The sequence below is a fragment of the Vibrio sinus genome, from assembly GCF_023634645.1.
Taxonomy (GTDB): domain Bacteria; phylum Pseudomonadota; class Gammaproteobacteria; order Enterobacterales; family Vibrionaceae; genus Vibrio; species Vibrio sinus.
On sequence record NZ_JAMKMR010000025.1, the window covers coordinates 1 to 13,141 of the forward strand.

The 13,141-nt window shown below is 44.1% G+C and carries 13 protein-coding genes and 1 tRNA gene; 6 read left to right on the forward strand and 8 right to left on the reverse strand.

The annotated features are described in order from the left end of the window. The first annotated feature begins 224 nt into the window (after positions 1 to 224). Positions 225 to 301 (forward strand) — tRNA-Asp (locus M9194_RS18870). Between the two features lie 46 nt (positions 302 to 347). Here the strand turns inward: M9194_RS18870 and M9194_RS18875 are convergent. Both M9194_RS18875 and M9194_RS18880 read right to left on the reverse strand, forming a co-directional pair. Next, complete coding sequence (locus tag M9194_RS18875) at positions 348 to 929, reverse strand: uracil-DNA glycosylase family protein (protein WP_250614255.1); 582 nt, start codon at positions 927 to 929, stop codon at positions 348 to 350. 1 nt (position 930) lies between these two features. Beyond that, on the reverse strand, positions 931 to 1,845 hold the full coding sequence (locus M9194_RS18880; protein WP_250614256.1) for a D-2-hydroxyacid dehydrogenase: 915 nt from the start codon (positions 1,843 to 1,845) through the stop codon (positions 931 to 933). A 71-nt stretch (positions 1,846 to 1,916) separates the two neighbouring features. On the opposite strand from M9194_RS18880, the gene M9194_RS18885 reads away from it, so the two are divergent. The 3 genes from M9194_RS18885 (at position 1,917) to M9194_RS18895 (ending at position 3,778) form a co-directional block, all read left to right on the forward strand. Further along, entirely contained in the window at positions 1,917 to 2,504 is a 588-nt protein-coding gene (locus tag M9194_RS18885; RefSeq protein WP_250614257.1) for a YjaG family protein, read from the forward strand. Positions 2,505 to 2,764: 260 nt separating this feature from the next. Continuing rightward, positions 2,765 to 3,037: a nucleoid-associated protein HU-alpha gene (gene hupA, locus M9194_RS18890; protein ID WP_250614258.1), complete on the forward strand. Its 273-nt coding sequence runs from the start codon at positions 2,765 to 2,767 to the stop codon at positions 3,035 to 3,037. Positions 3,038 to 3,085: 48 nt separating this feature from the next. Further along, positions 3,086 to 3,778 (forward strand): DUF1481 domain-containing protein, encoded by a 693-nt coding sequence (locus tag M9194_RS18895; protein ID WP_250614259.1) that lies wholly within the window; start codon positions 3,086 to 3,088, stop codon positions 3,776 to 3,778. A gap of 94 nt (positions 3,779 to 3,872) precedes the next feature. On the opposite strand, the gene purD is transcribed toward M9194_RS18895, so the two are convergent. Next, positions 3,873 to 5,159 (reverse strand): phosphoribosylamine--glycine ligase, encoded by a 1,287-nt coding sequence (gene purD, locus M9194_RS18900; protein ID WP_250614260.1) that lies wholly within the window; start codon positions 5,157 to 5,159, stop codon positions 3,873 to 3,875. A gap of 54 nt (positions 5,160 to 5,213) precedes the next feature. Then, the gene (gene purH, locus M9194_RS18905; RefSeq protein ID WP_250614261.1) at positions 5,214 to 6,806 is read right to left on the reverse strand and encodes a bifunctional phosphoribosylaminoimidazolecarboxamide formyltransferase/IMP cyclohydrolase; all 1,593 of its coding nucleotides are present in this window, start codon (positions 6,804 to 6,806) and stop codon (positions 5,214 to 5,216) included. 268 nt (positions 6,807 to 7,074) lie between these two features. Between purH and zntR the strand changes: the two genes are divergently transcribed. After that, complete coding sequence (gene zntR, locus M9194_RS18910) at positions 7,075 to 7,485, forward strand: Zn(2+)-responsive transcriptional regulator (protein ID WP_250614262.1); 411 nt, start codon at positions 7,075 to 7,077, stop codon at positions 7,483 to 7,485. Positions 7,486 to 7,509: 24 nt separating this feature from the next. Here zntR and M9194_RS18915 read toward each other — a convergent pair whose 3' ends face one another. Next, the gene (locus M9194_RS18915) at positions 7,510 to 9,150 is read right to left on the reverse strand and encodes a methyl-accepting chemotaxis protein (RefSeq protein ID WP_250614263.1); all 1,641 of its coding nucleotides are present in this window, start codon (positions 9,148 to 9,150) and stop codon (positions 7,510 to 7,512) included. A gap of 321 nt (positions 9,151 to 9,471) precedes the next feature. Here M9194_RS18915 and M9194_RS18920 point away from each other — a divergent pair, with 321 nt between their 5' ends. Next, entirely contained in the window at positions 9,472 to 10,440 is a 969-nt protein-coding gene (locus M9194_RS18920) for a phospholipase A (protein WP_250614264.1), read from the forward strand. 68 nt (positions 10,441 to 10,508) lie between these two features. On the opposite strand, the gene M9194_RS18925 is transcribed toward M9194_RS18920, so the two are convergent. The 3 genes from M9194_RS18925 to M9194_RS18935 are packed head-to-tail and all read right to left on the reverse strand — an operon-like array spanning position 10,509 to position 12,844. Then, positions 10,509 to 11,726, reverse strand: coding sequence for an MFS transporter (locus tag M9194_RS18925; protein WP_250614265.1), 1,218 nt, complete (start codon positions 11,724 to 11,726; stop codon positions 10,509 to 10,511). A 3-nt stretch (positions 11,727 to 11,729) separates the two neighbouring features. After that, the gene (locus tag M9194_RS18930) at positions 11,730 to 12,125 is read right to left on the reverse strand and encodes a VOC family protein (RefSeq protein WP_250614266.1); all 396 of its coding nucleotides are present in this window, start codon (positions 12,123 to 12,125) and stop codon (positions 11,730 to 11,732) included. Next, positions 12,101 to 12,844 (reverse strand): helix-turn-helix transcriptional regulator, encoded by a 744-nt coding sequence (locus M9194_RS18935; RefSeq protein WP_250614267.1) that lies wholly within the window; start codon positions 12,842 to 12,844, stop codon positions 12,101 to 12,103. The genes M9194_RS18930 and M9194_RS18935 overlap by 25 nt, the downstream gene beginning before the upstream one ends. Positions 12,845 to 13,141: the final 297 nt, after the last annotated feature.

The following is a 13,141-nucleotide window of genomic DNA, read 5'->3' on the forward strand; positions in this document are numbered from 1 at the left end:
GAAACGCAACTGCGCCGATGGTAGTGTGGGGCTTCCCCATGTGAGAGTAGGTCATCGCCGGGTTTTGAATACAAATTGATGCTGTAGCTTGCATCTTTTGATTCTGCGATGCTCACGTACGTTTGTACGCTGCGCTTCTCAAATCAAAACCTGACGGCGTTACAACAGCAATTTGCTATCCAAAGCAGTCATAAGTAAGACTTTGGATTGAAAAATTTAGCTGCGGAGTGGTAGTTCAGTTGGTTAGAATACCGGCCTGTCACGCCGGGGGTCGCGGGTTCGAGTCCCGTCCACTCCGCCATTGAATATGAAGCCCTAGTCGAGAGACTAGGGCTTTTTCGTGTTACTTAATTGCTACTACTGAGTATGGATGCGATCTGATTTCTAATATGAGGGACAACATCAGATTCGAACCAAGGGTTCCGTTTAAGCCAAAGTGTGTTACGTGGAGATGGGTGGGGCAGTGTATAGTATGTAGGTGCCCAGTTCCGCCATTGTTGTACCGTTTCAGTTAGCGTTTTCGGCTTATTGGAAAGGTAGTATTGTTGTGAGTACTGTCCTATTAGCAGTGTGGTTTCAATATTCGGTAACTTCTTGAGAAGCTTCTTATGCCATAGTGGCGCGCACTCTTTACGTGGTGGCAGATCGCCACTTTTCCCTTTTCCGGGATAACAAAATCCCATTGGCACAATCGCAACCTTAGTTGGATCATAAAACGTGTTGCGATCCATCTCCAGCCACAATCGTAACCTATCCCCGCTAGGGTCGTTCCAAGGCACACAAGTGCGATGCACTTTGGTACCAGGTGCTTGACCAATAATGAGTACTTTCGCTGAACTATGGGTTTGTACGATTGGGTTAGCGCCTAACTCCAAGTAAGGCTCACATACTCGACATGCTCTGATTTCACTCAGTAACGTCTCAATCATGTTAGTAACCTTTGTCAAAGCTCACTAGATTATCAAGGCTAAACCCATGCCTCCACCTGTCATAATTTTGCCTAAATGTATCTATAACTTGCTCAGGGAAGCTGCTAGCAGCGATATGCGGCGTGATTGTGATGGACTCGTGTTGCCAAAAAGGATGGTCGTCAGGTAGCGGCTCATGCTCGAACACGTCCAAAAAAGCATGCTGAATATATTGATTATTAATGCACTCAAGTAAGCTTGTTTCATCCAATGTTGATCCTCTACCCACATTAAAGAAAAGAATATGCTGACAACAAGAAAAAAACGCTTTGTTTAACAATCCAAACGTGTGTGGCGTGTTTGGCAAGGTGCTAACGAAAATATCGCTATCTGAAAGAGCAGAACTCGCTTCATTAATGTGAAAGAGATTATCAAATGCTGAGTCTTTAGGGGGAATTCCGGTTCTATTGATACCGATAACCTCAAAGCCCATAGCTTGAGAAGTTTTCGCGAGAGTATTACCAATTGACCCTGTACCTAGGATCGCCATTTTTTTTCCTAGTAGAGACGAATACTGATGAGCTTGCCAGCACCGCGCTGTTTGCTGAGTTTGATACAGTTGAAAGTGACGGAAATACTGGATGCAGTATCCAATGACATATTCTGATATGAGTTGTCCGAAGATCCCCTTTACATTAGTGAGTTGATAGTCTTTTTTAAGCTCTGCGGCCATTAAGGCTTCTACGCCAGCATAGGTGGATTGCAACCACTGTAAAGACTGGAAGTCAGCCAAGTGACTCGCAACAAGTGGAGGAGAGCCAAGCAGTATATTGGCTTCACTCTTATCATTTGTGATGACTAAATCAGGCAGCTGACAGTGCTTGAGTAACGTTAGGTATTGCTCATCATGTTCTGTAAGTAGATAAATTTTATTCATCGGCTCGCTTTTTTCCTTAGTACATATCAAGTACACTTCCGCTGTCTTTTCTTTCGCAATAAATGAATATTATGCTACGAAACCCTCTTCAGGTTCGACTTGAGAAGCTTGAACCATGGCAACAAATTACCTTTATGGCATGCTTGTGTGAGCGTATGTACCCTAACTTTGCCATGTTTTGTTCCAATACAGAATACGCAGAAGCGAGAATTTATCGCGACATCCTCGACAGTGTCTGGGAAATGTTGACGGTGAAAAGTGCGAAAGTAAACTTCGAAAAACAGCTTGAGAAATTAGAAGACCTTATACCGAGTTCGGACCAATTCGACTTCTATGGCGTATATCCTGCGATAGATGCGTGCGTGGGTTTGTCTACTTTGCTACATGGCCTATTAGATCGTGACGATTTGTTTGAAAGCATGCAGAAAGTCAGTCAGCAATCTGTCGCTACAGTGGCTCAGTTGGAAGAAGCGCAATCTGGTGAGCCAATAACAGACGACAATCAAAAGGATAACCAAGCGGTATCTATGGAATGGGATGTGCAGTGGGCGATTTTTAGGCCGCTAAGAGAAGCGGTTGAGCGCGATATCGATCTGATTAAGGAACTTCGCCAAGAATTAAGAGAAGAATCTGTCAGTAATATTGGCATTCAAGCCTAGCGAACAATCCGTGTTAGCGTGGATCTTTTGGCTATAGTTTCGTCGCTGACACTTATGCTTGCATACGTGATAAATTGCACTTGGAGCCTGAACTGACGGGCTTTCACGCAGGTCAATAAGTATCAAATTGTGAGTTAATACTCATATTATGGTCAAAAGTACGTCATTAAAGCGAAAGATTGGCTACAAACCTTTGCCAGACAGGGCGTTTATGCTTTAGAGTGAGCTTGAATTCGATAACATACGAGAAGGGAAACCTAATGAACAAGACCCAATTAATCGATTTTATTGCTGAAAAAGCAGATCTATCTAAAACTCAAGCAAAATCTGCTCTTGAAGCAACTCTTGATGGCGTGACTGACGCGCTTAAAGGAGGAGATCAGGTTCAACTAATTGGTTTTGGTACATTCAAAGTGAACCATCGTGCAGCTCGCACTGGCCGCAATCCAAAAACAGGTGCAGAAATTCAAATCGCTGCTGCAAATGTTCCAGCATTTGTTGCAGGTAAAGCGCTGAAAGATTCTGTTAAGTAGATTACACTTCACCGAGGTATTTCCCATATCTCGGTGTCTATCCAACTCATGAAAAAACACATTCTTCTCTTTCTTATTACCTCTTTACTTGTAGGCTGTTCATCTTCATCTCTCACTGATTTAGAGAAAACCTCCCAATATACGGGTGGTGAAATCATGGGCGATGCAACCAGCTTCTATTGGGTTACTGAAAATATTCAATATCCGGTCTCTAGTGCAGACTATGTTAACGATGGCCAGTCCGGTTGGTATAAAACCGATTACAAGTGGGCCAATGGTAGCGTTAGAGAGCTAATAAGGAAGGGTGAAACGCTAGAGAACGGTAAAGGGCTTGTGCCCTTTAGTATTGTGATTCGCTTTGACCAAAATGGTGAAGCCATTTATCAGCAATATCGCTTGGATGGACAAATCCTGCCGCTGACCGAAGCTCAGCTCGTGCGCTATCTAGAAGAAGCTCAGCATGTAGCTACGGTAGTGAATCGACAAAAGTCTCAAGGTACAGAATTGATTCAGGGGATTTGGAATGGTAAGTCATTCAAGTCTTGTTCTGGTAAGGTCTACGACAAACTTGAATTTAACCAAACGCTACCTAAAATTGTGGCGACCCGCTTGTCATCAGTGGAAAGTTATATCGCTTTGCTAGGGAATAAATCACGTCACTCAGTGGAAGTGAATAAGTTGTTGCTAATGGCAGATGAAAACCAGTCTTGTATTCAGAGACCAGATTTTAGCAATGAATAAAGCGTTGGCATGATGAGTTGAAGCTCTAGGTGGTAATGAAAACAGGCGCTCAATTTTGGCGCCTGTTACTATTTTTAATTAGCTTCACTTTTAATTAGCTTTGCTCGCGCTCAATTGCCCTGTAGCCGATGTCATTGCGGTGGAACATGCCATCCCAGCTAATTTGCTTAGCTAACGAGTATGCGCGTTGCTGGGCCTGTGAGACCGTTTCTCCGAGAGCGGTAGCGCATAGAACACGGCCACCATTAGTGACGATGCGGCCTTCTTTTTCTGCTGTACCAGCATGGAAGGCCTTTTCACCTTCAAGGTCTGTGGTAGGCAGCCCTGTGATCACATCACCTTTATTGTATGACGCTGGATATCCACCAGCTGCTAATACAATACCGATAGATGCGCGTGGGTCCCACTTAGACTCAGCGCTATCCAGTCTTTTTTCGATGGCAGCTTGGCATAATTCCACAAGATCAGACTGCATTCGCATCATAATTGGCTGTGTTTCGGGATCGCCAAAGCGGCAGTTGTACTCGATGACTTTAGGTGTGCCCGTTTTGTCAATCATGAGTCCAGCGTATAGGAAGCCAGTGTATGGGTGACCTTCCTCTGCCATTCCGTTAACGGTTGGATAAATGACTTCCTGCATAATTCGGTCATGAATCTCTGGTGTAACGACAGGTGCAGGCGAGTAAGCGCCCATACCACCTGTATTGGGGCCTGTGTCTTTGTCTCCGACGCGTTTATGGTCCTGACTGGTTGCCATTGGTAGAACGTTTTTGCCATCGACCATAACGATGAAGCTCGCTTCTTCACCCTCTAAGAACTCTTCGATGACCACACGGCTGCCTGCTTCACCAAAGGCATTACCTGCGAGCATATCTTTAATTGCAGCTTCGGCCTCTTCGAGTGTCATGGCAACGATGACGCCTTTGCCTGCTGCAAGCCCGTCTGCTTTGACTACAATTGGTGCCCCTTGTTCACGCACATAGGCGATAGCAGGCTCGATCTCGGTAAAATTGGCGTACGCAGCGGTGGGGATGTGGTGGCGGGCTAGAAAGTCTTTAGTAAAGGCCTTAGAGCCTTCCAACTGAGCGGCAGCTTGTGTCGGGCCAAAAATCGGCAAGTTTGCATTTTGGAATGCATCTACAACACCAATGACTAATGGAGCTTCTGGCCCAACGATGGTCAGTTCAATCGCGTTTTCTTGAGCGAACTTGACTAGACCATCAAGATCTTCAACGTCTATCTGGATATTTTTAAGCTTTGGCTCTAACGCTGTGCCTGCATTTCCAGGGGCCACAAAAACTGTATCTACATTTGGATTTTGGGCCGCTTTCCAGCCAAGTGCATGTTCACGGCCGCCTGCGCCAATGACAAGTACATTCATCTTATAATTCCTTAAATGGTGCAAAAAAGGAGCTCAGATACTCCTCTTTTAGGATTAGTGGCGGAAGTGACGCATACCAGTGAAAATCATCGCCATACCATGCTCATCAGCCGCTTGGATGACTTCTTCGTCACGCATTGAACCACCAGGTTGAATCACGCATTTAATACCGGCTTGTGCTGCCGCGTCGATACCGTCTCTAAATGGGAAGAACGCATCCGATGCCATGACACAGCCTTCCACTTGCAGTCCTTCGTCTGCGGCTTTAATTCCGGCAATTTTTGCCGAGTACACCCGACTCATTTGACCTGCGCCGACACCAATTGTCATGTCACCCTTGGAGTAAACAATAGCATTAGATTTGACGTACTTAGCGACTTTCCAACAAAATAGTGCGTCTTTGAGCTCTTCTTGGCTAGGTTGACGCTTAGACACTACCTTTAGATCGCTTGCCGATACCATTCCTTGGTCACGGTCTTGAACAAGCAGCCCACCGTTTATACGTTTTACATCAAAGCCTGTGGTCTTGGTCGTCCACTCGCCACACTCTAGTAATCGAACGTTTTTCTTTGCTGCAACGACTTCGATGGCACCTTGTGATACTTTCGGCGCGATGATGACCTCAACAAATTGGCGTTCAACGATAGCAGTAGCCGTGTCGGCATCGAGCTCTTGGTTGAATGCAATGATGCCACCGAATGCAGATGTGGGGTCGGTTTGGTAAGCTCGATTGTAGGCTTCTAAAATATTGCTGCCTAATGCTACGCCACATGGGTTGGCGTGCTTAACAATAACACAAGCAGGCTCTGAAAATTCTTTGACGCACTCCAGCGCAGCATCGGTGTCAGCAATATTGTTGTAAGAGAGCGCTTTACCTTGAATCTGTCGTGCGGTTGATACGGAGGCTTCTTCTGGTGAAGATTCCACATAGAACGCGGCATCTTGGTGACTGTTTTCACCATAGCGCATATCTTGCTTTTTAATGAACTGTTGATTGAAGGTGCGTGGGAACTTAGATTCGCTATCACCTTCTTTGTTGTCGCCATAAGATGGCACCATAGTACCGAAATAGTTGGCGATCATGCCGTCGTATGACGCGGTATGTTCGAAGGCAGCAATTGCAAGATCAAAACGCGTATCAAGCGTCAAAGAGCGATCATTTTGATCCATTTCTGTTAGAACGCGATCATAGTCATGTGCGTTGACAACAATGGTCACATCTTTGTGGTTTTTGGCTGCGGAGCGAACCATAGTTGGGCCGCCAATATCAATGTTCTCGACCGCATCTTCTAGCGTACAACCTTCTTTTGCAACAGTAGCGGCAAATGGGTATAAGTTCACGACAACCATATCAATGGGATTAATGCCATGAGCTTGCATGATGTCATCATCTTGACCACGGCGTCCAAGCACACCACCATGAACCTTTGGATGGAGGGTTTTTACTCGGCCATCCATCATTTCAGGAAAGCCCGTGTAGTCAGAAACCTCGGTGACATCTAGGCCATGGCTTGTAAGTAGGCGAGCGGTTCCACCAGTCGATAAGATGTCGACCCCACGGTCGGATAGCGCTTTGGCAAACTCCACAATACCAGTTTTGTCTGATACGCTGATGAGCGCGCGGCGGATAGGACGAGCGTTGTTCATGCTACCTTCTTCCTCAATTCACAGGTTATATAGTGTAAGATATTTGCCAAAACCTAGAGTGAAAGCCACGGTTATGTTCGTTGTGCTAATGTGTCTCTATGTTTTGGCAAACACCTTTGAGTAAACTTAGGGAGTTTGCCTTTTAGCCCGACGGCGCACATTCTAACGAATTTATTCTTAAAAAGCTCGCGCAATCGTTTGGCATGGCGAAAAAATATCAAGTTGGTAGGTAAGTTGAAACTGATTAGGTCGAAGAGGTGAACAGAATATGTTCCAAATTGGTGAATTAGCAAAGCGCTGTCAAGTGAGCTCAGATACGCTGCGGTTTTACGAAAAGAACCAGTTAATTGCTCCTGCAGGGCGCAGTGACTCGGGCTATCGATTGTATAATGAAGATAACCAAATGCAGGTTAATTTTATCCTTAAGGCGAAGCAACTTGGCTTGAGCCTTGAAGAGATACGAGAACTGCTAGAAATAAAGTTAGAAGCGACAGAGCACAGCTGCGCTGAGGTCAAGGCGATAACCTCAAGTAAGTTAACTGTGATTGATCAAAAAATTGCAGAACTAACAGAAATTCGAGTCGCTCTTAAAAAAATAAATGATGCGTGCTGTGGGCATTCAACAGATAGTGCAGCACATTGTTCAATTTTGACGGCGTTAAATGAGCCTAGGCGCTAGCCTAGGCTTTGTTGTAAACCTTCTTTAAACCTTAAATGTTCTTAGGCTGTTTTGTAGTTGCTGACCGGTTTCCATCAAGCTGCGACTGGCTTGAGCCACTTGCTCTGCTTGAGAAGTGGTTTCAGCACTGTTATCAGCGATATTGGTTAGGTTTTGACTGATCTCATCGGTTGCCAACGTTTGTTGCGAACTGGCTTCTGCAATTTGTTCGTTAAGCGACAAGATAATGTTGACCTGTTCCTCTATTGAGCCCAATGCTTCTTTAGCCATTGCCGCGTGCTCTTGAGTCTGAGACGACTGAATTTGAGTTTGTGCCATCGATTCGGTCACTTCTTTTGCTCGGCCTTGTAAATTGGACACGATTTGCTCAATTTCATCGGTGCTCGATTGGGTTCGTGTGGCAAGGGTTCGAACCTCGTCAGCAACCACGGCAAACCCTCGACCTTGTTCACCAGCGCGAGCCGCCTCGATTGCGGCGTTAAGTGCCAATAAATTGGTTTGCTCTGCAATACCGCGGATAACATCCAATACAGTACCAACATCTTCAGAATCCTGAGCCAGTTTATGAGTGTTAGTTTCTGTTTGGCTTAACAGTTCAGATAGAGAGTCAATTTGAGTCGATGCTTTGTCGATGACACTTGAGCCTTGAGAACTCTTGTCGCTGGCTTCTTGCGCCGCTGTTGCCGCATTTTGTGCAGCATTGGCCACTTCTTGATTGCTGGCGTGAAGCTCATTCATCGCTGAAGCGACGGTATCAACCGCTTGCTGTTGAGTATTGGCTTTCGAAGAACTGTCTTGAGCAACATTGTTAAGCTCGACCGCTGAGGTTTCAATGCCTTCGCCTGCTGGTCTCATGTCTTGCACAATCGTACGGATTTTAAGGGTAAATAAATTAAATGCCTCTGCAATATGAGAAAGCTCGTCTTTGCCTTCTTCGGGAAGTCTTCTGGTTAAATCACCATCACCTTTGGCAATTTCATTGAGCGCATCAAGTGTATTTTTACAAGGGACACTAATACTTCGGCTAATCCAGATGGCTAATACCACTGCAATTAGAAGCGAGAATACCGTGGTATACAAAACAAGTTGGACTCTGTCCCAGACGAGCTGATTGACATCATCTATATATACACCACTACCAACAATCCAACCCCAAGGCTTAAACAATTTTACATAGGATACTTTTTCTACATCGGTTTCAGAGCCTGGTTTTGGCCACATATAGTTAACGAATCCAGCGCCGTGTTTTTTCGTTACATCGACAAATTCAATAAATAGCTTTTTGCCTGTAGGATCTTTGACGTTAGATAGATCCTTGCCATTAAGAGCGGGCTTGATTGGGTGCATGATCATCACAGGCTTACTGTCATTGATCCAGAAATAGTCGTTCTTTTCATAACGCAGCTTTTCTACTGCTTTATGAGCTTGCTCTTTTGCTTGTTGCTCGGTTAATGCTCCGCTGAGTGCCTGCTGGTGGTAGTGGTCGATAAGGCTATATACCGTTTCTACTAAGTGCCGAGTCTTGGTTTGTTTTGCACTCATTAAGTCATTTTCATACTGATTGATGATATAACCAAGAGGGATTAACAAAATCACCATTAACACCACAATCATCAAAATCAGGCGTTTTTGAATGGTGAGGGAACGAAGGGCCAGTGAGTTCATTGTACGCTTCCTTTCTTTATACCAATTATTTTGTAGCTAGCCTTTGAGGTTGCTTTTTATTATTGATAGTTTTAACTGTAGTTAAGAGATTGGCTTAGCGGTAGTTTCGGTAGGGAGAAAACGCTGAACTTACACGACTGTCTGTGATTTAAGACAGTGGACATTATTTTTCGAATCTGTGACTGACTGATCAATTATAAAAGTTATGTCAACTCTAGGAGGTGGCTAAACATTAGCATTGATGTTTACTGTTCGCTCAGTTAGCATTCGCCAGATCCGCATATAGTGATAGCGTATGGTATAAAATATAGAGTGCTAAAAATGAACGCGTTAAAAAAATCGTCAATAGTAGTGGTGCTAGGAACAATAATAAGTTTTCCTGCCTTGGCAACAACCAACCCTTCAGCTTCGACTGTATCGACACCCACCGAGGCTTCCGCGACCGGTAAGTCAGATGAGTCGTGTAGTCTAGGCGGCAAATTATCAAAATTGCTCACTTCTGCGGCGCCAGATAATGACTCCATACTGGAGCAAAAGATCAGACAGGAAAGGAAAATTAGCGATACACCAGGTGGTATCAGCTTCTACAAACCCACTTATATATTACCTTTCTACTACACAGGCAGCCCTTATCAAGCCGTCTATACTGGTCAGACACCTGATGACCAAGAGGTCATGCACTCAGAATTTAAATCCCAATTTAGCTTTAGGATGCCACTCTGGCGCGACATGTTCGGTAATCCGAACTACAGCTTAAACGCAGGCTATACTCAGTTATTTTATTGGCAGTTTTACGCGAAGTCTCAGTACTTTAGAGAGACGGATTACGAGCCAGAAGTCTTTTTCTCCGATCACTTTCAGAAAAATTGGCGGATAAGCTATGGAGTAGTGCACCAGTCGAATGGCCGTGGTGGTGAATACGAGCGTAGTTGGAACCGTATCTATGCTAACCTAGAAACCTCTGGCGATAACTGGCTGTTGAGTATTAAGCCTTGGAAGTTGGTCTTTAAACCGGAATCAAGTGATTTGCACAACCCCAATATAGCGCACTACCTGGGACACGAAAAAATACGATACCTGTATCGTTTCGATAATAATATGACGACTTCAGTGGCGATCACAAACATCGAAAGTGGTATGCAGCGTGGCTCGGTAGAGGTGGACTATACCATTCCAGTTCTATCTAATATGAGCTTGATGTTGCAATACTTTAATGGTTACGGGCAAAGCCTTATTGAATATGACCATCGCACACAGAGTGTTGGGATCGGTTTCTCATTGGCGACGTAATTTGCCGGTTTTATGTTTCGTTGTAAAAGGCTCCTTAATTGGAGCCTTTTTGCTAGATAAAGGAAGTGTTAGTGAATTGTCGCGGCAGACTTTTCAGTTAATGTGTTGCTTGGAGAGAAAATATACAAACCAATTACAGCAGGTATAACGGCAAGTGAGGCGTATACACCAACATAAGAAACGCTGATACCAGTTAGGTATTGTACGATCAGAGGGCTTAAGCCTCCAAAGATAGACAAAGCGATATTATAGCCCAATGCAAGTGATGTCGTGTTGCCTTCAGATGCATCGAATAATACAGCTGCTAGGTTGGACAGTATCAGTGCCGATATAATGCTAATGCAGCCAAGCGCAAACCACTGAATTAAAATGTTGCTATGTGTACTTAGCAAATAGTAGCTCGGGTATAGCGCGACCAGCCCACAGAGCAAGCCAAATTTAAAACTTTGCCGTGGAAAGCTCAATTTATCTGTGAGCACGCCCACCAGTAGGATAAGCACAAGAAGCAAACTGGAATTAATCAAACTAAAGTGGGCAATGGACACTGACTTGGATAAAATAGCGCTCGACAGATTTTGAATATAGAAAATAACCGCGCCAGTGACGGATATAAAAAACACTTTGCTGGTGGTTTTTGAGTATGATGGCTCGATTGAAGAGGTGTTGGAGCGTTTCATTTCGTGAACGGGCAATTTCAGCCTAAACCAGAAGCTCATCAGCACATTAACTGCACCAAAAGCCAGAGGTATTCTCCAGCCAAATTGCTGCATTTCGGCATTAGTCAAGTAGCTTTTCAATAAAGTGACGATGAGCAAAGATGCGATGACACCAACTATCGAACTTGCGACAATGAAACTACTAATTCGTGCACGATGGTTGTGAAAACTGTTTTGATGTAAATACTGAATTATGGTTGGGTATTCACCCCCAAAGCTAAAGGCTTGCATCATCTGCAGAACCAAAAAAACAACGACCACAATATCGCCCAGCTGATTAACTGGCATCACCGCCATCAACAGTGTCGCAATTCCCGTTAGACTGCTGGTGAAAACTAGGGCTGGTTTTCTCCCTTTTCTGTCCGCGATTTTACCAACAAACATGCCTCCGAGAGGGCGAATCAAAAAACGTAGCGCAAATATCCCCCACACAATGTAGTTGGAGTGGGCAATGCCATTTGCAGATAAAATGTGGGCTAAATAGGGAGATATAGCGGCAAACACTGCAATATCATAAAATTCAAACGCGTTGCCAGAGACGACGACGGCTCTTTGCGGCCAACTTAACATTGGTTATTCTCCTGTGGTGGATAGTATTTCGACGTTGTTACCATTAGGGTCTTGAGTAAAAAAGTACTTGAAGCCACCTAAGCGGGCATTTTTTATAGGGCTACAGGTTCGCGTGTGGCGAAGGTTTGCGTGACACGTTTCGATGTCTTCTACCTGCAGTGCGATATGTGATATCCCTGGTTGACGAATATCCATAAATTCACGGCTGTCAGTGGTATCCGCCCTTGATTTGAACTGAAACAATTCGATATGCGAGTGACCTTGGTTCTTTAATAAAGTGATGATCACCTCTTCATCTTCATAGTGTTTGTGCTTTTCAAATCCAAACATTTGGTAAAACTCTAGATTAGAAGATATCGAATGGCAGGTGATGCTTACGTGGTGTAACTGTCCCAACATGTTTGTGCTATCCCGTACTGTGTAAGTGCATTAAATAAATGTGATTTAGGTTTACCTTGGCATCCGAGCTTGCGTTTTATTATGTCTATTCTTTTGCGTTCAGCGCTTTCACTGCATTGGTGACACCAAGCAATTTCTTTTGGTGACTTTAGGCTTAGAAGCATCTTGATAGTACTTAGCTCTTTTCTCGTGAGGATAATGTCTGCAAATTGGAAGTGCTCCTGATCCAGAGGAATTCCTAAAGGCTGAGTAGGTTCACAATGATTCCCACTTTGTAAAGGTAATGCGGACACACTGTGTTTTCGCCACAGTTTATTCGCATGAAAAGAAACGGCGGACTTTGCTCGAAGTAGTTGTTGTTGGTGATAGTTTCCAAGTGGCTGCTTAGTTGCGATAGATAAAATATCAACTTTATTTCGTAATACTTGGGTAACATCTGTTTTATAAGGTACGTTGTGATGAAGTAAAAAACTTTGATGTGGCCTATCTTTTTTTTGCCAATCACTGATCCCAGACTTCATACGACTGGCTACACGTAAGTTGAGATTCTCTTCCCAATAGCTCACATGCCAATGGTATTGGCTAGAAATGGTTTTTAATGACTGAGAGGATGGTTCAATAGTAGTAAAGCTTATATGTAATACGTTAGTCGGCAGGCTTTTAAATAGTGTTCGGAATTCGTGGCAAGCGGCTTCCATATTTGCACATGTTACGTCCATATCATGACCACACCTCAGTTAATAAGTTGCATATAATAGCATGTGCATATTTACACCTGTCAATTTTTACCACCTGATTATTAGCCCAACCGATTGCATAATGGCCAGTGTGATCGTTAGTACGGTCATACATAGCCAATTACTGCACCAGCCTCTTCAGCGCAGTATTTTTATTTCACCCACACAGAACTTGTGTGGGTGTTTTTTATGAAGGCGCTCTGTCTTTCATTGGACTAGTACGTTTTAGGTATGAGAATTTCCCATTTGTGGCTTTAAAGAGTAAAGTTTTGCGTAAAA